The organism is Micromonospora coxensis (assembly GCF_900090295.1).
GTDB classification, from domain to species: domain Bacteria; phylum Actinomycetota; class Actinomycetes; order Mycobacteriales; family Micromonosporaceae; genus Micromonospora; species Micromonospora coxensis.
Genome location: NZ_LT607753.1, coordinates 3,927,085 through 3,950,346 on the forward strand (window position 1 = coordinate 3,927,085; position 23,262 = coordinate 3,950,346).

Genomic DNA, 23,262 nt, shown 5'->3' on the forward strand with positions numbered 1-23,262 from the left:
CTCCCTGGCCCCGGCCGGTGCCGTGTCCCGGGTCCGGTCGGTGCCGTCTCCCGGCGCGGCCTGCGCCGTCCACCCGGCGCGGTGGCGGCGGTGGCTCAGGCGACCTGGGCGGCGCGGGTACGGCGGTGCCGGCCGTACCAGGCGATGCCGATGGCCACCCCGACGCCGACCCCGAGCGCCGCCGCGGCGACCGGCACGGCGGGGCGTTCCCGCAGCCGCCGGCCCAGCGGGATCGGGTGTCGGAACTCCAGCACCGGCCAGGCGTTCTCCACGGCCAGCTTGCGCAGGGCCCGGTCCGGATTGACCACGCTGGGGTGGCCGACGCACTCCAGCAACGGCCGGTCGCTGTACGAGTCCGAGTAGGCGTAGGAGTCGGCGAGGTCGTAGCCACGGGCCTGGGCCAGCTCGCTCACCGCGTCGACCTTGCTCGGGCCGGCGGCGTAGAACTCCACCTCACCGCTGTAGCGGCCGTTCTCGACCGCCATCCGGGTGGCGATCACGTCGGTGACGCCGAGCAACTCGCCGATCGGGCGGACCATCTCCTCGCCGGAGGCGGAGACCAGGACGACGTCCCGGCCGGCGGCCTGGTGCTCCTCGATGAGGGCGGCGGCCTCGGCGTACACGTAGGGGTTGATCAGCTCGTGCAGCGTCTCCGCGACGATCTGGCGGACCTGTTCCACCTGCCAGCCCTTGCAGAGCGTGGCGAGGTAGTCCCGGGTCCGGGCCATGGTCTGCTCGTCGGTGCCGCCCAGCCGGAACATCAGCTGCGCGTACGCCGACTTGACCACGTCTCGCCGGGTGATCAGCCCGTCCCGGTAGAACGGCCGACCGAACGCCAGGGCGCTCGACTTGGCGATGACGGTCTTGTCCAGATCGAAGAAAGCGGCACTTCGGCCCACGGCGCGAAAGTCTAGCCCGATGGTCTATCGTCGGCGGGTGCCTGGGGTCCATACCCTCCCCGACCTGCGGGCCGAGTCGCACCACCCCTGCGGAACGTGACGGCCATCACACGCTGTGGTCACATTTTCGCCGAGAGTGGGGTCGACACCACTCGACGTGAACAGTCCGCTCGGGCATGCTTGTCATCACGACGAGTACTCATATCTCGGACAGTTGCAGACCCTCAGCGGTTGCACCCCCCGTAACCGCTGAGTGGTTCGGCTCAACCCCCCCGGAGCCGAACCTCCCGACGACCCCCGTCTCCCCCCGACGGGGGTCGTCCCTTTCCGGGGTCAGCGTTGGGCCACAGCTCACAGGCCGTCTCCGTCCCCGTCGAGAGGGCTCTCCGAGGGCGCTTTTCCAGCCGGAGGCAGCAGAGAGGCAGCAGAGCTGTCGAACGCCTCCAGGACGCGGGCAGCGTAGTCGTCCGGGGTGTGGGTGTACCGGTTGAGCGTGGTGGACGCCTGTTCGTGGCCCATGACCCGCTGCACCAGGTTGATCGGGACGCCGTCGGTGACCAGCCAGGTGGCGTAGGCGTGCCGCAGGTCGTGGAACCGCATCCCGCCGGCGGCCTTGGCCGCGACACAGGCGACGGCCTCCCGTTCGGTGGTGAACTCCGCCGACCACTCGACGCCCTCCCGGTCCGGCCAGGTCGCGCGGTACCGGTGCGGGCCGGTGTTGACCTGGCCGAGCAGCCCGGCGCGGACCAGCGAGGGCAGCCAGATTCGACGCCGGAAGTTCGACCGCCGCAGTGGGCGCCCCACCCGGTCGCGGAAAACCAGCGTGCGCGGGTCCGGATCGTCGGCGGCGGCGTGCAGCTCGCGCAGCGCGGCCAGGAGGAAGCCGGGCAGCGGCACGGTGCGGACCCCGGCGCGACTCTTCGGGTACGGGCGCAGCACGATCCCGCCGTGGGTCTCCTCGGCCACCTGGACCACGCGCAGCGATGCCCGGTCTAGGTCGACCGAGGACCACGTCAACCCGGCGCACTCACCCCAGCGCAGGCCGGCCCCGGCGGCGGCGGAGACGATCCCCCGGTGCCGAGGTGGGACAGCGGGCAGCAGCCGGCCGAAGAAGTCCTCCCGGCTGATCGTGACCGGCTTGACGTCGCGGGACCGGTCACGAGGCAGCTTCACCCCTTCGGCGGGGTTGGTGCCGATCAGCCGCGCCTGAACCGCTGTCTTGAGGATCATCGACAGCAGTTGGTAGCACTTGGCCACGGTGGCCGGGGCGAGATCCCGACCCAGGCCGGTCACCCACTCCTGCACCGACATGAAGTCGACCTTCCCGAGCGGCCAGTCACCCCACTTCGGCAGGACGTGCGTGCGGAGCATGGAGACGGTCCGTTCAGTGGTCCGGGCCTCGACTGCCCGGGTGGCGAGCCACTGCTGAGCGAAGTCACCGAAGCGGGTACGGCCGGCGTGCGGGTTGACGTATGTGCCCCGGTTCAGACTGCCCTCAACCTCTACCAGGAAGGCATTCGCCTCCCGCTTCGTGCGGAAGCTCTTGGACTTCTGCCCGCCAGCAGGATCACGCCAGCAGGCGCGGAAGGTGCCGGCCGGAGTCTTACGGACGAAACCCATCAGCGCCTCCGCCCGTGCTCGGTGCCGGTGGCGGCGGGTTGCTCGGTGACACCGTCGAGCCAGGCGTGGAACCGGGCACGCGGGATCAGCCAGCGGCCACCCAGGCGGGTCGCCGGAATCGTGCCGTCCCGGACGAGCGCGTAGGTGCTGCCGAGCGAGATGCCGAGCAGCTTGGCGACCTCCCGGACGGTGTAGGTGACCGGCTCGACGACGACCGCCCCGGTACGAGGGACGAGCCGGACGACCGGGCTGGGACGGGCAGTGGTGCTCATGACGGGGACCCCCTCAGGTCTGTCGGGATCAGGCGGCAGCCGGCACCGTGCCGGCCGGGGTGGTGCTGAGTTCGTGGGCGAGTTCTTCTCGGCCGGTGGTTCGTCGCTCGCGGGCCATGGCGGCGGCGGTGTTGGCCAGCAGCGCGTCACCGGTGGTGTGCCAGCCGACGCCGGCGAAGGTGAGGGTGCCGACGATGAGGGTGGTGTCCTCGTCGTGGTGGTCGACGAGCTGGCCGCCGGCGGCCGGGTGCTCGTGGGCTTGGTCCTCGTGCCGGCGGAAGGTGACGCGGGTGTCGCGCAGGAGTTGGAAGGTGACGGAGTAGCGGCGGGCTTTGGTGAGGAAGTGGCCGCCGAAGCCGAGCATGTGCGCCCAGCGGCGCAGCCGGGCGTAGGGGTTGGCGCTGGCTGGTTTCGTCGGTTGGGTGTCAAGGGCGGCTTGACGGGCGGCGGTGCAGGTAGGGCAGGCGGCGTAGCGGGTGTGGGTGCCGCAGTCAGGGCATTCCCAGGGGTCGACGAAGCCGGGTCGGGGCCGAGGGTCGCGGGGCCGCTGTGAGAGCGGTACGGGCGTGTGGGTGGGTCGGCCGATGCGCCAGCAGGCGTCGATGAGGCGGGCGGTGTGGTCGCCGTCGGGGTCGGCGTAGTCGTCGATGGTGTCGGTGGTGAGCCTGACGGAGCGGTGCCCGGTTACCTCGGTGCTTTTGGTGGCGTATTTGGCAAGGTAGCCGGCGACCATGCTGTCGGTGACCTCCCCGTCGCCGTTCAGGGAGATGGGTCGGATGTCGAGCTGCTCGCCCCAGGCGATCGGCCATCCGTCGGGTCGGTCGGGGTGGGTGGGGGTGTGGAAGGCGACGTGGGCGGCGGCGTGGCGTAGGGCGTCGACGAGGTCGGCGACGCCGAATCCGGCCGGTGGTGGTACGACGGCGGTGGAGTCGTCGGGGTGGACGCCGTCGAGGCGCACGAGGGCGTGGAAGTGGACCGCTCCGCGTGCTTGGAACTCGGCGGCCTTGCCATGGGACAGCCGCACGGGAGGCACTGTGCGCGTGTTGCCGGAGGCCGTCACGACCTGCACGCGGGGGATGCCGCGGCGACGGGCGAGTTTGGCGAGCCATCGTTCCGCGGCTTGCTTGGTGCGGTGCCAGAGTTCGCCGGAGTAGAGGTTCCAGACGACTTGGTGGTCGTGGTCGTAGCAGTCCAGGCACAACGGCTGCCCGAGCACTACGTCACCGGGTTCGTGGCGGGCCCAGCAGACAGCGGGCCGGCCGTGAGCGCAGAGGCCGGAGTCGCGGCGGGCGTGGCACGGTTCGGGTCGGCAGTCGCAGCGTTTGCGGTTGCCGCAGGTGTGCTTGCGGACGACCCGGTTGTGGACGGGGCCGAATGACGGGGCGGTGAAGGTGGGGAACACCGCCGGATGTTGGGCGACGGTGTCGGGGACGCCCTTGCCGCCGACGAGGCCGGCGCGCAGGAGTTGGTAGGCGTCGCGTTGGTAGGTGTGGGCGCAGGAGGGGCAGACGGTGGCGCGGCGGTTGCCGCAGGCGGTGTAGATGGCGGCGTCGGGCATGGCGTCGGTGTGCCGCTGCTCCAGCACCCGGCCCGTCGACGGGTCGATGGTGAGGAGTTGGCCGGCGAGCCGGATGGGGCGGGTGCAGCCGGCGGCGGCGCGGATGTGGTCGATCCAGCCGAAGTAGTCGCTTCGGGTGGCGCGTTCGAAGGCGGAGCCGGCGGCGGTGTAGTCGTAGACGATGGTGTCGGCGTTCGAGCCCACCCCCCGGGCCGTAGCGCGGGGGGTGAGGTCCAGCGTCGAGGCCATCAGCCAGCCACCCCGGTGGTGGGGTGGTGGTTGGTGATGGTGCGTTCGGTGACGATGACCCGGCAGGCGCCGCATTGGCGCTTGGCCGGCTCGTGCCGATGGCAGGGAATGGTGGTGGTCACCTGGCCGCAGCGGATGGTGACCGGTGCCCGGCAGGGCCCGCCGGGGATGATGTCGACGAGTGTGCGGCGGATGTCGTAGGGGTGCCCGTCCGGGTGGTTGGGGCAGGTGTGCCAGTCCTGGTCGAGGTCGACGACGTGGATGGTCATCGGGCACCACCGGTCAGGGTGGTGAGGATTCGGCCGGCGACGGCCGGGGTGACGTCGAGTCGGCCGGCCAGCTCGTCGGAGGTGATGGGTTGGCCGGTGTTCTGTTCGTGCTGCACTGCGGCGAAGCGGGCCATGGGCAGCAGGTGGGTGGGAACGTCGACCGGCTCCGGGGCCGGCACGGTGACAGGCTCCGGCTCGACAGCCGGAACGGGAACGGGTTCCGACTCGACGGCCGGCGTGGCGGCCGGGGTGGGTTCGGGTGCGGTGATGGCGGCCGGCGGTGCCGGCTCGGTGGTGACCTGCTCAGCCACCTGGACACGGATCGGGTCAACCGGCGTAGGGGTCGGCGTTTGGTTGTGGTCCTTGGTGGGTGCGAGGACGAGTTTGACCAGAGCCATGAACGCCAGGGCGGGGACGGCGGACAGGAGCCAGCCGGAGATGCCCGGCTTGGCGACCGCCAGTTGTGCGGCGAGGGAGAGGCCGGCGGCGGCGATGAGCAGGAACAGTGGGTAGCCGATGGGTGCGCCGGTGCGGCGGCGTCGGCGGATGGTCAGCAGGCAGGCGATGGGGACGAGTTCGGAGATGACGGCGTTGGCCCAGCCGAACCATGCCCCGGTCCCGGCAGGGCTGTTGGCGAGCGTCCAGTCCTTGACGTGAGTGAACGAGGCCGCTCCGGCGAAGCCGGCGACGGTGAGCAGGATGAGGACCAGGACGACACCCTCGGCGCGGGTGCCCCGGCTGGTCGGGGTGTGGGTGGTCATCGGTGGCCTCCGTGGCAGTCGAGGCAGCAGCCGTAGCGGCGGGGGATGTAGTAGGGCTGCACGAGGCCGCAGACGGCGCAGGTGCGGCGGGCCCGTAGAGCTTTGGCGATGGCCTCCCGCTGGGCGGGGGTGGCGGTGCGCTTGGGTGCGGCGAGGTCGAGGCGGTAGAGGTAGGCGACCCTTTTGCCGCGACGCCAGAGGATCTGCGCGACCGGGTCGTGTCCTCCGGGGCGGAGGCCGGCGGCGCGTAATTGCCGGCGGGTGGCCAGCCCGTCAGGGGCGTACCGGTAGCGGTAGGTCGGGAACTCCTCGCCGGTGTCCGCAGGGTTGTGGGTGGTGGTCATGCCTGGCCTCCCCAGCGCTGCTGGGCGGCCTGCCGAGAGATGCCGAGCCGGGCACCGATCTCGGCCCAGGAGTAGCCGAAGGCGCGAAGGCCGATGACGGCTTCACCGATCGCGTCGTCGAGGTTGGCCGACAGGGCGACGAGGTCGCGGAGGGCTTCGACGTCGCCGGTGGCGACGCGACGGCCGTGGGCGCGGATGATGCGGCGTGCGAAGGCGGCGAATTCGTCGTTCTCGACGACATCCCGTCGCTTCTGCCGGGGAACGCAGGGCGTCAAGGTGGGCTTGACAGTGCTCATCGGTTCTCACCCCCATCGGTGTGGAGGCGGTCCCACTCGTCAGCAGCCGCCAGAAGGGCGGTAATGACCTGCTCGGCGGTGCGGGTCGGGTCGTCGTTCCACGAGTACGGGGAGGTGTGCTCGTCGAGCAGGTAGCCGTCTTCGTCGATGTGGAAGACCGGCGCGAAGGTGTCGAGGTAGTCGACGAACACCGCGAGGGTGGTCAGGTAGCCGGCGAGGGTGTCGGGGTCGAGTTGGGAGAAGTGCTCGACGCGGTGGCCGGCGCAGGCGATGCCGATGGCCCCGGCGGCGCAGGCCGGCGGGGTGAGGGTGTCGCCGGTGGCGTAGTAGGTGCCCTGGTGCCAGCCGTGCCGGCGCAGGTATAGGGCAGCGCACCGGAGCAGGTCAGCAGGGGTGACCTGGACTCCGGTGGATGGAAGTTGGGTAGCCTTCATGGCAGCCGCGTCCTTTCAGAAGGGCTTGGTGGGAGGTCGGCAGGACCGGCAGTTGCTGCCAGGCGGTGTCCGGTCCTGTCGGCCGATTCAGGTGGTGCGCAGCCGCAGGTAGCGGCGGTGGCGGGTGTCGTCGCCGCCCATGAGTTGGGGCGGGGAGACGTAGACGAGTCGGCCGCTGGCCGAGGCGATCTGCACCATGGCCGCGATCTCGGCCGGTTGGGCGACGACCCACATTTCGGTGTACTGGGCGGCCCGCTGCTGGTTGGCACGCGACTGGGCGCGTTCGCGGGTGGTCATGCCGCCGCCAAGTCGAGACGGGTCAGGTCGGGGACCAGGGTCGGTAACCGGCGGGGCCGGCGGATCCAGGCGGCGTAGTCGGCGATGCCGGCGATCTGGGCGTCGGTCAGGTAGGCGACCTTGATGCGCTGTGGGGTGCCGCCTTCGGCGATGAGGTAGGCCGCGCCCTGGTTGGAGGGGGCGATGTCGGTGGCGGTGTAGCCCTGCTCGGCCCAGCCGTGGCCGAGGACGATGTTGGAGCTGTTGGGGGTGGTGCAGCGGAACGCGGCGCGGTAGCCGAACAGGTCCCGCAGGCTGGTGGGGATGATGTCGAAGCTGGGCCGCTGCGTCGCGGCGACGACCGGGATGCCGGCGGCACGGCCCCGGGCGACCAGGTCGCGCAGGAGAGCGACGAACTCTTCCTGCTCCTGCTTGCTGCCGACGGTGGCGGAGTAGAAGGCGATTTCGTCGACGAGGACGGTGATGACGGACAGGCCGTCGGCGGCGGTGAGCTTGCGGCGCCCGTGGGCGCGGAGCCAGGCGTAGCGGTTGTTCATCACCAGCTGGAGGCGCTTGAGGACGTCGAGGGCGGCGGTGATGTCGGGGCCGATGAACGCATCGGCGCAGTCCTCCCACTGCCCCAGCTCGACGAGCTTGCCGTCCAGCAGCACGAGCCGGGAATCGACGGACAGAGCGGCGTGGGCGGCAATCGTGTTCAGCAGCCCGGACTTGCCTCCGCCGGGCTCGCCGCCGGCGAGCAGGTTGCGGTAAGCGAGGGTGATGTTGACGTGCTGACCGAACTCGTCGATGCCGACGAAGATGGGGTCGAACATCGACAGGCCAGGCCCCACCGGTATGCCGGCAGCAGGGGCGGTAGCGGTGGTCATGGGTGCCCTCCTTGGGCGTAGGTGGGCGCGGAGAGCCACACGAACGAGCCCGCAGGGCTCTCCGCGACCAAGATGGTTGGGGTCAGATCCAGTCGGAGACGTCGTCCTCGGGAGTCGAGGACGTGGCCGTGGGCTTGCTGCCGTTGGCCGTGTTGGTGGTGGCCGGCGACTTCTTCTGCGCCGGCAGGGTGATGGTGGGCGCGTCGACGTCGGGCAGGTCCAGAGCCGTAGGCACGGCCGGGGTGGGCCGGTCGGTGGCCGGGGTTGCCGGGTCGATGACGTCGACGAGCGGGGAGCCCACCTGGGCGGTGAGGACCTCGCGGCGCTTGATGTCGAAGCGCAGGTAGGCGGCGTTGCCGTCGGATGCCCGCTCGATCAGGGCGGTGGAGGCGTGGCAGGCGACCGCGATCCGGTCGAGCCGACCTTCCAGATCGGCCAGGGACAGGCCGGGGCGCAGGTAGACCCAGACCCGCTCACCGACGGGAGTGGGCTTGGCCCACAGGATGAGCGGCAGGCTGCCGGACTGGTTGGCGATGATGAACTGCGCGAAACACACACGCAGCCGATGCCGCACGATCAGGCACCACGTCCAGGCGACCACGGCCCGACGGGTGACCGGCAGGGCGGCCGGGACACCGACGACCAAGGCGACCACGACCAGCGTGACCGGGGTCGAGGTGTGGTTGGCCAGCTGCACCCAGAAGGTGATGACGGCGGTGGTGAGCACGATCTCGATGGACCACCACCACAGCAGCCGCAGCACCGGCCAGATCCGCACGAGGACCCAGGCGAGTCCGCCCAGCGGAACACCGATCAGAGCCCCGGAGAAGAGGGCGAGGATGGGGTGGATGTAGGAAGCGGCCACCACGGCCGACAGAAGGCCGACGATGACCGCCGTTAGGATGAACGCCAACCGGGCGTTGCGGGCCGAGGACCGGTGAACCTTGGCCTCGATCACCGTGATGGTCCCGTTCGACTTCCCGCCGAAAGGCCGGCGGGCGGTGGGCTTGGTCATGACGCCCTCCCCATGTCGCCGCAGGCGGCGCACCAGCAGTAGCCGTTGGAATCGATGAGGGCGAGAGCGCCGACCATGGTCGTCTCGCAGCCGGTGCAGGCCACGACCATCGGAACACCGGCCTTCTCGTGGTCGGTCCAGGTGTATTCGGACTTGTAGCCTGCACGGGCCTGCAAGAAGTGCAGTCCTGTCGGCAGGCCGCTCGGGCGGGTAGGCTTGGACACGACACGTCCTCCCAAGTGATTGGGCTGGATGGGTTGGAGAGCCCGGGGTCGGCAGGTGTAGGAGCCAGTACCGGCCCCGCGCTCGTTTTCCGAGGCTGACCAGGGGTCAGTGGTTGCGGCGAATCTGGTTGGCGAGCAGCCCGTAGCGGATGCGCTCGTCTTCGTCCAGGACCGTCGGGGTACGCCCGGCGGCGCGCTCTTCGCGGAGCTGCCGGTCGAGGTGCTTCGGATCGACCTTGACCTCACGGACGCGGCCGTCGTTGTCTTCGCTGAACAGGTACTTGTTGCCCATGGCAGGGACCTCCGGTGTTCAGGGGTGGGTTAGAGGCAGGCGACGAGCAGCGCGGACACCCACAGGCATCCGGCGTGCAGGGACTGGTCGGCCAGGTAAATCCCGCAGATCGGGGCCTGACGGTCGGCGAAGTCGGCGCTACCGGTGTGGGTCAGCAGCCATCGCACCGGCCACCGCCGGTCGAGGATTGCGTGGCTGATCGCGGAGAAGCCCAGACCAGCGGCGAGGCCGCCGGCAGTGACGGGCAGGTCCAGCGCGGCGATGGTGACGGCCAGCATGAACGCCACCACGAGGTGATAGGCCACGACGTGGCCCAACAGGTGACGCCAGCCGTGCCAGCCCGGCGCGGCCTTGTTCGCGGCCTGCGTGTCGGACTGGCCGAACACGTGATCGGCCACCTGGTGGCCGGCGTAGAAGGTCGCCGCGACGACGGCGAACACGATGGCGGATTCGAGCATGACAACCACTCCCCACGTTGAGGGCAGACGGGTTGGAAGGGCAGGCGGGGCCGGCAGGTGTAGGAGCCAGTACCGACCCCGCGCCACAATTTGTTGAGGGCAACCACGGGTTGCCAGGGCCGGGAGAGTAGGAGCCAGCAAAACTCCCGGACCAATGATTGGAACAGTCAGCGGACCTCAGGCCGCTACGAGCGAGACACCGCAGGCTTCACACAGCACGCTGTGCGAAGGACTACTTGGCCGCCGCACCAGCCTTCGGCTTCAGCGAGATCGCACGGAACGCGACGCCGTTGCGCCCGTTGGTCGCCCACGGAATGGCCTCCAACTGCTCGACCTCGATGAGCTGCCCCACCATCACACCCGGCTTCTCACCCGCCGTGGTGATGGTGATGACCTCACCGCCCGTCTCGTCGAGAACGAAGACCTGGGTCGACCACATGAGCCGGCCCGTTCCCTTCTCCGACCGCTGATTGCCGTTCTGGTCGTTCTTCGGCTCCGGGTCCTTCGACACCGTCACCTGCTTCGCCTTGGTGTCCACGTACAGCTTCACAACAGACCTCCTGTGTCTCGGGCCAGTGGATAGAGCTTGTCCCCGGTGGACTCTTGCTCTTGGCCTCGGGGGATAAGGCTCTCGAAAAGCCGAGGACAGCCCGACCGGTGGGCTGGACGACTAAGGGACGTCTTGGTTACCGTGTACTCGTCCCTAGTCGTCCCTTGAGGAGGGTCAAATGCCCAACGACCGGCTACGCGATGCCATCCTGCGCAACGGACTGACTCCCGGCACGGTGGCCGAGAAGATTGGGGTCGACCCGAAGACGGTAGAGCGGTGGATCACTCAGGATCGGGTTCCGTATCCCCGCCATCGGCATGCAATCGCCGCGATGGTGCGCGAAGACGTGCCGTATCTGTGGCCGGACGCGGTGACGCCGGAGAAGGCATCGAGAATCGGGCAGAGCGAGCTGGTCCAGCTCTACTCCCGGCGCTCTTCCGTGCCGTACGACCTTTGGCGTCGACTGATCGAACGAGCAGAGAAGCGGATCGACGTCCTGGCCTATGCCGGACTCTTCTTGGTGGAGCAGAACCCGAGGATCGTCGACACCCTGCGCCAAAAGGCCACTGACGGCGTCGCGGTGACGATCCTGCTCGGTGACCCGACCAGCGCCGCAATCGAGCGAAAGAGCATCGAGGAGGGTGCGCCCGGTGTGATGGCCGCGAAGATTCGTCAGGTCCAGCAGTACTACAACCGGCTTGACGGTGCGCCCGGGGTCAAGGTGCTCTACCACGACACGACGCTGTACAACTCGATCTACCGGTTCGATGACGAGATGTTGGTGAACATGCATGTGCTCGGGTTTCCGGCGCCGCACGCACCGGTGATGCACCTGCGCAAGCTCAACGGCGGTGACTTGTTCCGCACGTACTCCGACAGCTTTGACCGGGTCTTGACTGCCTCGAAGCCTCAGCCGGGCGGCGAGGTGGCAGCCTAGGACCATGGCGAGAGTCGAGCACTACCACGACCCGAACGCGCCGAAGGCCAACAGCATCGTCGTGGCCGTCTCCGTCTTCGTCCGAGACGACGACGACCGGGTGCTGCTCATCCAGCGCACCGACAACGGCCTATGGTCGCTGCCCGGCGGCGGCCAGGAGATCGGCGAGTCGATCGCGGAGACGGCAGTCCGGGAGACACACGAGGAAACCGGAGTCAAGGTCGAGGTGACCGGGATGGTTGGCGTCTACTCCGATCCCCGCCACGTCATCGAGTACTCCGACGGCGAGGTACGGCAGCAGTTCTCGCTCTGCTTGCGAGCCGTACCCGTGGGCGGCACCCCGACCCCGAGCGACGAGTCAAACGATGTCCGGTGGGTGCCCCGCGACGAGCTGGACGCGTTCGACATTCACCCGTCGACCCTGCTCCGCATCAACCACGGCTGCGAGGAACGCCCCGAGCCCTACATCGGCTGAGCGACGCTGCCGGAGAGCCGGCACTGGGTCCGCTGCACGGCGGCGACCATCTCCGGTTCTGCTCGGCAGATGAACCGGGTCACCAGGTGCTCTGGCCCGTACCTCGACCGAATCTCCGCAAGCCGCTCCAAGACCTCGAAGTCCTGGCCGTCCGGCCCGGTCGTCATGTCCGAGAAGCAGAGAGCGTCAGTCACCGCGGTTTCCTCCCGGCGGAACTCGGTGGCCAAGACCTCGCCGAGCCCACGTTCCTCAGCTTCGAGCCACGCGCAGGAGTGGTGAGCCACCAGAGCGGCAATCCGCTCGTCGAATCGCTCGCGGCGAAGCCAGCGGCCACCATCGAGGGAGTGAAAGCCGGTGTCGACCAGTTCGGGGCTGTAGCCCACGTCATGCAGCCAGGCCGAAGCTACAAGCACCTCCCGATCTTCGATCGGCACCGCCCCGCTGATCCGGTCCGCCTTGGCAGCCACCGCCTGAACGTGACTCCAACGGCGAGGCAACGACGTCTCCAACAGGTGTCGCGCAACTTCCCGGGCGGTATCGACGAAGGCGGCCATCCCGTCAGCGTACGGAGCGCACCCTGCCCGCACTATCCCGATGTCCGGGCGACGAGGCGGGGCGGCCGGCCGCCAGCGATGTGGTTCAAAGTTTCTGTACGTCTTCAAGGCGGCCCTGAACGGGCCGCACGCGCCGCCGCCGGGGCGCGCGTCCGTCGCTCCGCTGGCGCTCCGACTCCGGCCACGCAACACGCCCGGCGGCTGGCGCGGAGAGCGGGAAGCCCGGTGGGCCGCCGCATGACGACAGGGCCGTTGACCGGCCGGTGGTGGGCCGGCAGCCGCCCGGGCCGCGCGGCCCACGAGCCCGCGCGGCGTAGGGAAGCGCACGCCGGCCGCGTCGGCGGCTGCCGGGTGATAGCGGGGGTTGCGGCTACTGCGCCTCCGGCGGGGGCGCTCCGGCTCCAGGATGGCCGGGGCCCGTCGGCGCGTCGCGGTCCGTGAGTGGTCACGGTGGGAGCCATCCCGCCCGCCGTCGACCCGGGCGAGCCGAGCAGACCACCGCCCGACCCGCCAGCGTCCGAACTTACGTCAAGGCCGTCTTGACGTGGCGGGCCGGGCGGTGGCCCGCTCCCGGAGAGGGCGGGTCGATGGCATACGGGATGGCAACCTAGCGCTGGGTGCAGACTACGGCTAGGCGCGCAGGTTCCCTCGTACGAACTCCTCACGAATGAAATCAGCGTGTCCAGAGGCGCCCTGAAGGGAAAGCGTCGCGAGTCCTTGCTGGTAACGCACTTCAAGAGAGGAATTGTACAAAAGCTCATAGCTTGGAGCGACCGCAGGGTAGAGGAGGAACACTAGTTCGTTCAGCCCCCAAACCCTCTTCCTCCGCCCGTTCGGAAACCTCTTCGTATACCCCATGTGCTTAGTGCAGTGAGCGTCACTGGCTTGGAGTTGGGTATGCTTAGCCGCTAGGCGTCGAGGGTCTCCAAAGATTGGGTCAGCCAGCAGCGCAGCGCGAACCCTGTGGAGGGAGCCATAGAAGTAGCAGACCGCCGCCCATTCCTCGCTTCTCGCAAGCAACGAGTCGGCGGTCTGGTGGTGGATTGCTGCCCGAGCGGTGTGATCGGCAGCCTGCAAGACCGGCCGGGTCACGGTCAGCAGCCGGAGTACGCGAACTCACGGGAGCCAGCGGCTTCCGCTGTCCCGTCAAAATCCTCGGTCTCGCCTAGGCTGATCGAGAATCCAATCGACAGCTCGTCAAAGTAGAACTCCCGAGCGCCGATCATTCGTGTCATGAGTGCCGTGTACTCCTTGTCGGTGAGGGCATGCGTTACGAACGCCGTCACCTGAGCGGTGCAAAGGTCCTCGTTGGCGACAATCCGGATCTTGGACACCGGAAAATCCCGCACGCGATCAGCAGTCATGTTGCCGAGCGAGTCGATGAGGTCCCGGAATTCCTGGTCCATCTCTCCCCCTCCGCTTGTAGATCGGAATACCCAGTCTTTGCAGGCACCCGATCCTTTGCGAAAGTAGTCCACTTTAACTGTCTGTAGTCAGTTTGTCGCTCGGTTGAACCAATAACGTACCTCCACTGTCAACAAGCGCGCGAACGACATGTACGCGCGTCGCGTCCGGTTCGTCACGCTTTGCGTGATTAACGAGGCTGGGGCGGCGCTGGTAGCGGGTGCTATGCCCGATCTTCAGATCGTCCACTGTGGGGAATCCAACATTGCGCGCCCGGTGCCAGGATGAAGCGATCTCGACGCTAGCTCTACTGGCAGAGAGATCCCCAAACTTCGCAAGGCTGTCACCGCTAAGGATGACGGCCCAGCTGAGGGAGCTCTTGCTCCAACAGTGCTACGGCGCTGTCCGCGAGAGCTGATGCCCGAGCCAACTTGCCCAGGCAAAATCCGACCGTTGTCGCCAACCCGTCTCCGTCGAGGGGGACCAGCACCGTCCTCGACATCCCACGGGGTCATGTGATCGATGACGCTCCCGAATGACAGGACCTTGATCTACCTCTGAACCTGAGGCATCGCGACCGCGAGTCAAGCCGCCCCGGGTCTAACGCCGGGACGGGGCACCAGGCGCCACCCATCGTTGGGGACAAGCCATCGGCATCAATCGTTCGCTTCGGCAAGGCCATCAAGCCTGCCAACAACCCGGGCAAGCCGAGCAGTATGCCACCCGGCCCGCCAACGTCCGAACCTACGTCAAGACCTGCTTGACGTGGCGGGCCGAGGGCGGGTCGGCGACGGACACTGGGATGGCGGTTGGTGTAGTTGGGACGAACGACTGTTGACACGGACATTCCCACCACAGAGCATGGATCGTCAATGCGATCAGCCGGGGCGCTGGTGGGAACGAGGGCTTGGGGAGTCCAAGTTGAACCCGATTCAAGTTCGGCACATTCGGGAAGCAGTCACCGAAAAATTTGAGAGCCTACTCGACATGTCGGATTGGGCACAAGCCACCGAGGACCGGCGGCGTCCAATTTTCCGCAGTCGCGCGCTCACTGCACTTGCTGTCCAGATTGAAACCGGCTGCACAGATCAAGAGGCTGCCGCCGCGGTAATCGACGGGGGGCAGGACCAAGGCATTGATGCAGTTGCAATCTCTGCGCCAGAGAAGGCCCCGCGGCTTTGGTTGGTGCAGACGAAGTGGGCCGAAAGCGGCAACGCCAGCCTCAAGCAGGACGAGGCTCTGCAATTCATTCGCGGCATGCAGAAAATCCTCAACAGCGAGTACGAAAAGTTCAACAGTAAGTTCCAGTCCCTCGCTCCTGACGTCGACAGGGTGCTCGGCATCAGGGGCGTTCAGATCACTCTGGTCATCGCGCTTTTAGGCAACACCAGGTTGCACGAAGATGTGATGTCAGTTCTTCAAGAAGAGTGCGACAAGCTTAACTTTGCTAAACCGATGGTTGATCTCCGAATCCTTGGTCTTAAGCATTTCTACCAGGCGATACTCGGCGACGCTGCGCAGCCTCAAATCGATCTAGATGCCCGGCTGGAAGGGTGGAATATCCAGAAGGAGCCATACGAGGCTTATTACGGGTCGATGGCGGTAGCCGACATTGCTAACTGGTACGACGAGCATGGACGCACGCTTTTCAGCAAGAACATTAGAGATTCGCTAGACCTAACCGATGTCAACGTTTCAATCGTAGACACGTTGCGCAATCATCCGGAAAAGTTCTGGTACTTCAATAACGGCATTACTGTATTGTGCGATTCTGTGGCCAAGACTCCGCGCTTCCTTCCTTCCCCTGGGGGTCCCGGTGATTTCAAAATTGTCGGTGCCAGCGTAGTTAACGGCGCACAGACCGTTGCGGCAATCCATCGGGCGCTCAGGCAAGGAGGAGTCGGCACGCCTAACCCCGGCCAGGTTTTGGTGCGTCTAATATCTCTTGAGAGCTGCCCTGACGGATTTGGCGAGCAGGTCACACAGAAGACCAATACGCAGAACAGGGTTGAGACCCGCGACTTTAGGGCGCTTGACCATGGTCAGCACAGGCTGAGGGAAGACTTCGCAAGGGCGCTCGGCAAGAAGTACGTCATCAAACGCGGAGAGCAAAGCCCGGAGCCGGACGACGGCTGTTCCATCGATGAGGCTGCGGTTGCTCTTGCCTGCGCACATAAAAGCCCTGAATATGCCGCTCGCGCAAAGCGAGAGGAGGAACTGCTCTGGGAAGACCGGACTTACCACGCGATCTTTGGTACGCACCCGAACGCTTACCGTGTCTGGCGCTGCGTGCTCGTGCTGCGGGCGGTGCGGTCTGAGCTGGAGACATTGGGGAGGACGCTTACTGGCCGAAAAGCGGCTGTTACGCTTTACGGCGACCTCCTTATAGCGCATATCATCTTCCAAAAGCTTGGGCTCGACCTTTCAAAGACCGATGACCCTATGGCGGACCCGGATTGGAAACACGCAGCGGTTCAAATCCCTGAACTGACCAGGACGGCATTTCTCTGGCTGGCGAGAATGATTGACCAGGAGTTTGGGCCATCAAGCTACGTGATCGCGACATGCAAGAGCTCCGAACGCAGCAGAAAAGTCGTTCGAGATGTTCTTGAGCAGATGGCGAATCCCCAGGCGGTCACGCCGGAGATGCCACGACCGTATAGGTCAACCACGACTGGTCGCCGGATGAACGCCGTCGCGATCTTGTTCGACGCAGGCTTCATACCTGACGGTACGGTCCTCGAATTCCGCGGTGTAAACCGCACTGAACGAGCCGCGCTGGCGCCGTGGGTGAAAGAGAATCCACAGCGAGGTCTTGCCGCTTGGAGCAGCAGTAACCGAAGGGCTCCCTTGCGATGGCTTGCCGATGACCAGTACTACTCCCCGACCGGCTTGGTCACTCGAATGCTGGAACTGGCAACAGGGGCACCTCCCCGCGCCGTCCAAGGCACGGCCCGGTGGTACTGGCCGGGTAAGGGCTCGCTGGTGGAGCTAGCAGAGCGGGCACGGCAGGAAGACGAGGCATACCAGGAAGAGGACGACGACCTGGGGACGGACGAAGAGTAGGAGCACAGCGGTTGCCGCAGCCGGACACACGAACTACAAGAGTGCTGTGTGGTCCGGCTGCGGCCGCGGGCGGGGGAGAGGGAGTCGCCCGCGGGTGAGTAGCAGATTCACCATGGCGTCAATGCTGACTTGGCCCGACAGGAGCTGATCTAGGAACGGCCAAATCTCGGTTCGCGCACTCGCATCGGTAATCCTCGGCAGGAGCACTTGCTCAACATCTTCAGACGCGATCTCGGCAAGACCGTCTGCCCCACGCGCAAGACCCCTCATCTGTACTCGGTACGCCTCGGAGCAAAGCCCTACGACGAGATCGAGGAGGTATTCCTCCTTACCGGCCTTGACTCGCATACGGTGCATCCCATTGGTCACGACTAGGTCAGTGGCTTCTCGCCCCACAAGAAACCACTTTCGGACGCTATTACGGATTCCACCGACAAAAATGTCTCCGGGCTCGGCAAGGTGGCGCGCACGCTGAGGGAGTTCCCACCCACGGCGCTCATGCCAGCGATAGGAGCCCGTCTCGACATCTTGAATCTCGACGTGCCGATAAACTCGGGACGGCTCAAATCGGAGCTTGGTCCCCCAACTGGAAGTCCGTTCCGGAATGAAGCGGACAACGTCACCGACTGCGAAAAACTCCCGCGACCTGATTTCCGCCCTAAGTTCAGCAAACTTCCTGCAGAGCCGCTTTGGGTCGAGCGTGCGATAGCTGTCAGCAGTAATGTCGGTAATCGGTACCGTCCAACCCGGTCCCCCGGCACCGTCTTGATCGCTGAGTCCTCTGGTTAGCCAAGGAGCGAAGACTGCGGCGTCGCTCGTGCGAATTCGCCGCAGGGCTTCGTCGAAGTCGCTGTCTGGAATCAGCTGGCCCTCCTCGTCAAGGAGGAACGTTCCGTCAGACTGATCCCGCCGGAACAGTGGAGCTGCCTTCTTGTCTCCCGTCATCCAACCGACGCGGTCGATGATTTCGACGCACACGTCGTAGTCGCCGTCCTGCGAGGAATCTGACAGGGGCGATGGGCGCTTCTCGCAGAAGATGATGCTGGCCGAGACGTCCGCGCCGGAGCCTTTGAAGGTGAAGCGAGGTAGCGCAACGATAACCATGACACGGCAATGCCGCAGAATCCACTCGCGAAGCGCCGAGTACCGGATGGAGCGGTTTCCCAAGTAGCCGTTCGGGACGACCAAGGCCATTCGTCCGCCAGGCCGAAGCATCCTGACACATGCTTCGGCGAACAGTATTCCGCTCTCCTGGGTTTCGAGCACTTCGTTCGTTCTCTCGAATCCCCCGAGGGGCGAACGGCCCCACTCGTAACCCATGTCGAACTGGGACAGGACGGCTTTGTTTCGTTCAACGATCCGCGTCCCGAAGGGTGGGTTGCAGATGACGATATCAGTCGACTTCTCGGTTTCCCGGATTGTCGCGAGCGAGTCCTCTCGTCGGATATTGCTGCGGCCGTCACCGTTAAGAATCATATTGAGAGTGGCGACTTGTACAGCTTCGGCGGAGATATCGCTGCCCCAGATGTTGCTCGCATAGTTGGGCCAACGAGCCTGACCGCGGCGAAACGCAGCCGTAAGAAAGTCGGCACTACCGCAAGCGGGATCCTTGACATGCTCCGCAAACCCAGGATTTAGTACCTCGACGATGAATTCAGTGAGGGATGTTGGAGTGAAGTACTGTGCAAGGTCCCACTTGTAGATGTGCCTAGCGAAGTACATGTAGAAGTCTTGGATGACACTACGCTTCATGGACACGATTTTGGTGGGGGCCAAGACTTTTGAAATCTCGACGAGAGTTTCGCCGTTGACGAAAAATTGAGCCGGAATGGGCTCCGGAAGAAACGTCTGGTAGTAGCCGACCGCCTTTGCCAGCAGCCGGTTCAGTTCAGACAACGCGATGTCGCCGCGGATGCTTAACGCCGAGAAATCCTGGAAGGTCAGAGGGGTTTCGGGGCGTTCTTGATGCTCATGCTCGTCATGAAGCTTCGCGAGCAGGAGCTGGAGCATGACTGTGAAACGCTTCATGGGGCCGAGTGCCGAAGCGTGAAGGATGTCCTCGATGCGAGCGAACACTCCAAGGAGCGGCTTCTGGTCATCAATGGTTGCGAATGTCAGTGGGCGGACGCCCGGAGTCCCTCCGAATGGGGGAAGGTCTGCGAGTGGAGCCTCCCGATACTGCTTAACCCCTGCGTTGCGCTCTAGCCAGTAGACACGTTGCTCGACGTTGTCCCAGTACAAAGCGACGCAGTTGCTCCGGACGGCGAAGTCCAGCATCGGCTTCACCTGGAAGGCTGCGGCGTTGGCCGCGTCGGCGTTATCCCGCTTGATCTCGGCGAGCAACAGGGCGTGCTCTAGGACTTCGTCGGGATTGCTTGTGTTGATGGCAGCGGCAGGAACATCAAGCACTGCGAAGTCAGCACGGAAGCTGCTCCTGCCGCTGTTTCCAAAGCGCTTGATTACTGCCTCGATGACGAAGTGTTCCTTGGGGTAGCCGCTGCGAATCAGATGACGAATGGCGTCAACCCGGAAGCGTTCTTCGCTGGGGGTAAGGCCGTCCTTGCTGCGTGCCTTTGCCTTCAGGCGTCCGCGGATGGGACATATCAGCGTAAGCCCGGAAGACATGCGCGCCGCTCTCCTAGCCCTGTTCCTGTACCGTTCTGCAACTACTCCAGACGGCGTTGGCCTGCCGGACCGCCCCTGTGCCCCACCGTTGGAGGCCGGCACACGCCCCGGATCAACCGAGCCTGCCACAGCCACCATCCAGGGACGCGATCGACCTCGTGTGTCGTGACAAGGAATGCACTGCTGCGGACAGTGGCGTTGACCGCAACGGAGCCGGACAGCTGTGTGCTGACGGGCGCTGGCTTAGGCGTGACTCCGAGCGTGCAGCCACTCTCGGTCTTGCGGGGGTGCGATGGGCGGAGCTTGTAAGCGAGGCGTCAGGCAGCGAGGCAGCAAGAAGGCAGCACGAGCATCGGTGCGGGTCGACCCTGAACGTCGACCGATGACGCTCGCTACCTGCTCGCCGACGCGGGGTGCCACCGGCTGGCAGCGGCCGACAGCTTGAGACCGCATCCCCCCGACGGGGGTCGTCCCTTTCCCGGGCCCCTTCCGGCCCAGATGACAGCGCGTCTCCCAGGTCGGCCGGGCGGGGCGACAGACGGAAAGTCAGCGAATCGTCAGCGAACGTCAGCCGCACCCGGTCGGCGTAGTCCTCGGGCGTGTGCGTGTACCGGTCCAGCGTCGTCGACGCCTTCTCGTGCCCCACCACCCGCCGCACCACGTTGACCGGCACCCCGTCCGTCACCAGCCACGTGATGTACGAGTGCCGCAGGTCGTGGAACCGCAGGCCGCCGACCGCCGAGGTCGCCGCGTGCGTCACCGCCGCCGTCTCCGTGGCGAACTCCGCCCGCTGCTCCCGGCCGCCCCGATCCGGCCACACCGCCAGCCACCGGCCCGGCGCCACCTGGGCGACCCGGCCGAGCAGGCCGGCCCGCACCAGCGACGGCAGCCACACCCGCCGCCGGAAGTTCGACCGCCGCTGCGGCCCGCCGTCCCGGTCGGCGAAGACCAACGCCCGGCCGTCCGGCGAGCCGGCCCCGCGCTGCCGCCGCAGCTCGTCGACGAGGAACGGCGGCATCGGCACCGCCCGCACGCCGGCCCGAGTCTTCGGGTACGCCCGCAGCACGATCCCGCCGTGGGTCTCCACCGCCACCTGGGCGACATGCAGCAGCCCTCGATCGAGGTCGACCGCCTCCCACGGCAGGCCCGCGCACTCACCCCAGCGCAGCCCCGCCCCGGCGGCGGCACACACGATCCCCCGGTGATCGGCCGGAACGGCAGGCAGCAGCCGGCCGAAGAACGCCTCCCGGCTGATGGTGCCAGCGCGAGCCTCACGCGCCCGGTTGTGCGGCACCCGCACGCCCTCGCACGGGTTGACCGCGATCAGCCGCGCCCGGATCGCTGTCTGCATGATCATCGACAGCATGCCGAGGTGCTTCGCCGTCGTCGAGGGCGCCAGGGTCCGGCCAAGGTTGGTCACCCACTCCTGCACTGCCAGGTAGTCGATCTTTGCCAACGGCCAGTCAGCCCACTGCGGAAGCAGATGCGCCCGCAGCATCGAATCCGTCCGCTCGGCCGTCCGCGCCTCCACCGACCGCCCGGCCAGCCAGCGCGTCACGAACTCCCCGAACCGCATGCGCCCCGCGTGCGGGTCGACATACGTGCCCCGGTTGATTGCGCCCTCCACCTCGGCCAGGAAGGCATTCGCCTCCTTCTTGGTGCGGAACGTCTTCGCCTTCTGCCGGTTGGCCGAGTCACGCCAGTTCGCCCGGTACGTCCCGGCCGGCGTCTTGCTCACGAAGCCCACGATCACCAGCCCCCGCGCGGCGCGTCGGTGCCCGTTGCCGAAAGCTCGCCGGAGGCACCGTCCAGCCAGGCGTGGAAACGGCTACGCGGCACCACCCAGCGCCGCCCCAGCCGCTCGGCGGGGATCTGCCCGGCCCGGACCAGGGCATAGGCCGAACTGACCGACAGCGACAGCATCACGGCCACTTCCTTGACCGTGTAGACGGCCCGGACCGGCCGAGGCGGGTAGTCGTCAGACGCGACTTCGCCAGCACGAGGCCCGGACTGCCGAGGCGCGAACGGCACGACGATGGACAAGAATTCCTCCCCAGGAGTTCAGGCCGCGAGCGCGGCGGGTTGTTCGGCTGCCGAAACGGCGGCGGCTGTTCGTAGCCCTGCGGTGTCTAGGTCTGCGCGCCAGCGGATGCGGGCGGATATCGCGCGCAGGAGGCGGTGTTCCAGTGGCGGCACGTCGGGGTCTTCGGGCCGGGCGAGTTCGAACCGGTACCGCTTCGATCCGTCTGCCTCGTCGGCGGCCTGGTCGTGCTCTTCGGTGTCGGCCATGCCGCCGGCGAGGATGGCGCGGACCCAGGCCCGGTTGTCGGCGCGGTGGTCGGCGAGGGTCTTGCCGGACCACTGTCGGGAGACGAGCACGCGGCGGCCGGTGAAGCCGAGGGTGGAGCGCTGGTGCACCTTCCCCGTGCACCGTCCGGGGGTCAAGCCCGCCTTGACCCCGTCCGGCTGGACGCCGTAGAGCAGCCAGTTGGCGCACGTCGGCGAGCACGGCAGGACGGACAGCTCTGCGTGCAGGCGGTCGAAGTGGGCCTTCTGCGCGTCGGAGCGCGGCTTGGCCTGGTCGGTCAAGTCCTTGGTGACGTACTTGGTCACGTACCGGATCGACCGCTCCGCATCCGTGGTGCCCTGCTCGATGCCGCGCGCGTCGATGCGGCCGAGTCGGGCGACATAGGCGGGGCGGCTGTCGGGCTCCTCCAGGGCGTCGAGCGCCTCTCCCCAGGTGGGCAGCGGCTCGCGGGTCTTCGGGTCGACGTACGCCTGTCGGTCGACGTCCCAGACCGGCGGCTTGTCGACCGGGTAGGTGAGGTCGTCGAAGGGCGGCCACCACACCTGGTGGTAGGTGGCCGCCGCGACCTGCTTAAGCAGCCGGCGCGGAAGCGTGCCCCGGATGGCGAAGTGCGCATGTGGGGCGAGTCGCCGTTGCAGCTCCACCGCTCCGGCGTATTGGATGTTCCAGCCGGCGGCGCGGCGGACGTTCTGCCACCACCGGTCGAGGACCCGGGCGAAGTGGATCGCGTCCAGGGCCGCGCGCCGGTAGTCGTAGCTCGTCGGGTCGACCGGGGTGCCGAGCACGTCATCGTTAGGGCCGTGCCGGGTGCCGCATTCGCAGGGGGCGACGTAGGCGCCGCGCCGTAGGTGGGAGTGCACCGGCCCGTGAGAGCCCAGGGTGAGGGTAACGAGCATCGACGGCCGGTGTGTCTTGCCGGCCCGGCCGGAGTAGGCGCGGCCGACCGTGCGCGGGTCGACGGGCAGCCGGGGCAGGTCCGGCGAATCCTGCCGCCGCCGAGTCGACCGCTTGCGGCGGGGTCGCTCGTCGCGCTCCTTGGGGGTGAGGTGACCGCGCAGGCTGGTTTCGGCGAGTGCTTCGTCCAGCTCGGCTATCGCGGCGTCGATCTCGGCCAGGTGCGCGGCCCGCTCGTCGGGGCTCATCGGCTGGTACTGGACGGCTTCGCGTTCGAATTCCAGGTGCGCCCGCACCCGGACGAGCGCGAGTACGTCTTCACCGGGCTTGTCGGGGCGGACGGCGGGTTCGTCGGCGAGGTGCCAGCCTTCGCGGATCTGCTGGATACGCAGCCGCTGGCCCCGCTCTGCGCACGGCTTGCACTTGACGGCGAGGGTCGCCCCGCAGGGGACTTCGACGACCTCGGTGAGGCCGGTGGCGGTGTCGGTGCGGCGCAGCGCGAGGGGGCGGACGCAGACGCCGTGTTGCTCGGCGAGCTGCTTGAGCGCGTCCTTTGCGAGGGGCTTACGCATCCGGTCCGCCCGCGACCCCGGCC

Annotated in this window: 25 protein-coding genes; 3 read left to right on the top strand and 22 right to left on the bottom strand. The window is 67.0% G+C overall.

Features of this window, described 5'->3' with window-relative positions:
* Nucleotides 1-95: 95 nt before the first annotated feature.
* The 16 genes from GA0070614_RS17880 to GA0070614_RS17955 form a co-directional block, all read right to left on the bottom strand.
* Complete coding sequence (locus GA0070614_RS17880) at nucleotides 96-899, bottom strand: HAD family hydrolase (protein WP_088977037.1); 804 nt, start codon at nucleotides 897-899, stop codon at nucleotides 96-98.
* A gap of 351 nt (nucleotides 900-1,250) precedes the next feature.
* The gene (locus tag GA0070614_RS17885; protein ID WP_231933316.1) at nucleotides 1,251-2,519 is read right to left on the bottom strand and encodes a tyrosine-type recombinase/integrase; all 1,269 of its coding nucleotides are present in this window, start codon (nucleotides 2,517-2,519) and stop codon (nucleotides 1,251-1,253) included.
* The gene (locus GA0070614_RS17890; protein WP_088977038.1) at nucleotides 2,519-2,791 is read right to left on the bottom strand and encodes a helix-turn-helix domain-containing protein; all 273 of its coding nucleotides are present in this window, start codon (nucleotides 2,789-2,791) and stop codon (nucleotides 2,519-2,521) included. Before GA0070614_RS17890 ends, GA0070614_RS17885 begins: the two co-directional genes overlap by 1 nt.
* Nucleotides 2,792-2,819: 28 nt before the next feature.
* On the bottom strand, nucleotides 2,820-4,598 hold the full coding sequence (locus tag GA0070614_RS17895) for a replication initiator (protein WP_088977039.1): 1,779 nt from the start codon (nucleotides 4,596-4,598) through the stop codon (nucleotides 2,820-2,822).
* Entirely contained in the window at nucleotides 4,598-4,867 is a 270-nt protein-coding gene (locus GA0070614_RS17900; RefSeq protein ID WP_088977040.1) for a hypothetical protein, read from the bottom strand. The genes GA0070614_RS17895 and GA0070614_RS17900 overlap by 1 nt, the downstream gene beginning before the upstream one ends.
* Nucleotides 4,864-5,628 (bottom strand): hypothetical protein, encoded by a 765-nt coding sequence (locus GA0070614_RS17905; RefSeq protein ID WP_088977041.1) that lies wholly within the window; start codon nucleotides 5,626-5,628, stop codon nucleotides 4,864-4,866. The genes GA0070614_RS17900 and GA0070614_RS17905 overlap by 4 nt, the downstream gene beginning before the upstream one ends.
* Nucleotides 5,625-5,972: an RRQRL motif-containing zinc-binding protein gene (locus GA0070614_RS17910; protein ID WP_088977042.1), complete on the bottom strand. Its 348-nt coding sequence runs from the start codon at nucleotides 5,970-5,972 to the stop codon at nucleotides 5,625-5,627. Before GA0070614_RS17910 ends, GA0070614_RS17905 begins: the two co-directional genes overlap by 4 nt.
* A complete protein-coding gene (locus GA0070614_RS17915) occupies nucleotides 5,969-6,268 on the bottom strand; it encodes a hypothetical protein (RefSeq protein ID WP_088977043.1) in 300 nt (99 codons plus the stop codon). Before GA0070614_RS17915 ends, GA0070614_RS17910 begins: the two co-directional genes overlap by 4 nt.
* Nucleotides 6,265-6,702 carry a DUF6197 family protein gene (locus GA0070614_RS17920; protein WP_088977044.1) on the bottom strand — a complete coding sequence of 146 codons (438 nt, stop codon included), beginning with the start codon at nucleotides 6,700-6,702 and terminating at the stop codon, nucleotides 6,265-6,267. Before GA0070614_RS17920 ends, GA0070614_RS17915 begins: the two co-directional genes overlap by 4 nt.
* A gap of 87 nt (nucleotides 6,703-6,789) precedes the next feature.
* On the bottom strand, nucleotides 6,790-6,999 hold the full coding sequence (locus GA0070614_RS17925) for a hypothetical protein (RefSeq protein WP_088977045.1): 210 nt from the start codon (nucleotides 6,997-6,999) through the stop codon (nucleotides 6,790-6,792).
* Entirely contained in the window at nucleotides 6,996-7,865 is an 870-nt protein-coding gene (locus GA0070614_RS17930) for an FtsK/SpoIIIE domain-containing protein (RefSeq protein WP_088977046.1), read from the bottom strand. Before GA0070614_RS17930 ends, GA0070614_RS17925 begins: the two co-directional genes overlap by 4 nt.
* 82 nt (nucleotides 7,866-7,947) lie before the next feature.
* Nucleotides 7,948-8,880 carry a hypothetical protein gene (locus tag GA0070614_RS17935; RefSeq protein ID WP_088977047.1) on the bottom strand — a complete coding sequence of 311 codons (933 nt, stop codon included), beginning with the start codon at nucleotides 8,878-8,880 and terminating at the stop codon, nucleotides 7,948-7,950.
* Nucleotides 8,877-9,104: a hypothetical protein gene (locus tag GA0070614_RS17940; protein ID WP_088977048.1), complete on the bottom strand. Its 228-nt coding sequence runs from the start codon at nucleotides 9,102-9,104 to the stop codon at nucleotides 8,877-8,879. Before GA0070614_RS17940 ends, GA0070614_RS17935 begins: the two co-directional genes overlap by 4 nt.
* A gap of 106 nt (nucleotides 9,105-9,210) precedes the next feature.
* Nucleotides 9,211-9,396, bottom strand: a complete 186-nt coding sequence (locus GA0070614_RS17945; protein ID WP_088977049.1) for a hypothetical protein — start codon at nucleotides 9,394-9,396, stop codon at nucleotides 9,211-9,213.
* A 29-nt stretch (nucleotides 9,397-9,425) separates the two neighbouring features.
* A complete protein-coding gene (locus tag GA0070614_RS17950) occupies nucleotides 9,426-9,854 on the bottom strand; it encodes a hypothetical protein (RefSeq protein WP_088977050.1) in 429 nt (142 codons plus the stop codon).
* Nucleotides 9,855-10,086: 232 nt separating this feature from the next.
* Nucleotides 10,087-10,404 carry a hypothetical protein gene (locus GA0070614_RS17955; RefSeq protein WP_088977051.1) on the bottom strand — a complete coding sequence of 106 codons (318 nt, stop codon included), beginning with the start codon at nucleotides 10,402-10,404 and terminating at the stop codon, nucleotides 10,087-10,089.
* 178 nt (nucleotides 10,405-10,582) lie between these two features.
* Between GA0070614_RS17955 and GA0070614_RS17960 the strand changes: the two genes are divergently transcribed.
* Nucleotides 10,583-11,341, top strand: a complete 759-nt coding sequence (locus tag GA0070614_RS17960; RefSeq protein ID WP_088977052.1) for an XRE family transcriptional regulator — start codon at nucleotides 10,583-10,585, stop codon at nucleotides 11,339-11,341.
* A gap of 4 nt (nucleotides 11,342-11,345) precedes the next feature.
* On the top strand, nucleotides 11,346-11,816 hold the full coding sequence (locus GA0070614_RS17965) for an NUDIX hydrolase (protein ID WP_088977053.1): 471 nt from the start codon (nucleotides 11,346-11,348) through the stop codon (nucleotides 11,814-11,816).
* Here the strand turns inward: GA0070614_RS17965 and GA0070614_RS17970 are convergent.
* Nucleotides 11,804-12,370: an HD domain-containing protein gene (locus tag GA0070614_RS17970; protein ID WP_088977054.1), complete on the bottom strand. Its 567-nt coding sequence runs from the start codon at nucleotides 12,368-12,370 to the stop codon at nucleotides 11,804-11,806. The two genes, GA0070614_RS17965 and GA0070614_RS17970, sit on opposite strands and share 13 nt — an antisense overlap.
* 1,094 nt (nucleotides 12,371-13,464) lie before the next feature.
* Entirely contained in the window at nucleotides 13,465-13,776 is a 312-nt protein-coding gene (locus GA0070614_RS17975; RefSeq protein ID WP_088977055.1) for a hypothetical protein, read from the bottom strand.
* A 919-nt stretch (nucleotides 13,777-14,695) separates the two neighbouring features.
* On the opposite strand from GA0070614_RS17975, the gene GA0070614_RS17980 reads away from it, so the two are divergent.
* Nucleotides 14,696-16,840 carry an AIPR family protein gene (locus GA0070614_RS17980; RefSeq protein WP_157745028.1) on the top strand — a complete coding sequence of 715 codons (2,145 nt, stop codon included), beginning with the start codon at nucleotides 14,696-14,698 and terminating at the stop codon, nucleotides 16,838-16,840.
* A 33-nt stretch (nucleotides 16,841-16,873) separates the two neighbouring features.
* On the opposite strand, the gene GA0070614_RS17985 is transcribed toward GA0070614_RS17980, so the two are convergent.
* The 4 genes from GA0070614_RS17985 to GA0070614_RS18000 form a co-directional block, all read right to left on the bottom strand.
* Nucleotides 16,874-19,465 (bottom strand): HsdM family class I SAM-dependent methyltransferase, encoded by a 2,592-nt coding sequence (locus GA0070614_RS17985; RefSeq protein ID WP_157745029.1) that lies wholly within the window; start codon nucleotides 19,463-19,465, stop codon nucleotides 16,874-16,876.
* Between the two features lie 112 nt (nucleotides 19,466-19,577).
* Nucleotides 19,578-21,203: a tyrosine-type recombinase/integrase gene (locus GA0070614_RS31180; protein ID WP_231933317.1), complete on the bottom strand. Its 1,626-nt coding sequence runs from the start codon at nucleotides 21,201-21,203 to the stop codon at nucleotides 19,578-19,580.
* Nucleotides 21,204-21,214: 11 nt separating this feature from the next.
* Nucleotides 21,215-21,508, bottom strand: a complete 294-nt coding sequence (locus GA0070614_RS17995) for a helix-turn-helix domain-containing protein (protein ID WP_088977058.1) — start codon at nucleotides 21,506-21,508, stop codon at nucleotides 21,215-21,217.
* A gap of 18 nt (nucleotides 21,509-21,526) precedes the next feature.
* Nucleotides 21,527-23,239, bottom strand: coding sequence for a replication initiator (locus GA0070614_RS18000; protein WP_231933318.1), 1,713 nt, complete (start codon nucleotides 23,237-23,239; stop codon nucleotides 21,527-21,529).
* Nucleotides 23,240-23,262 lie beyond the last annotated feature (23 nt).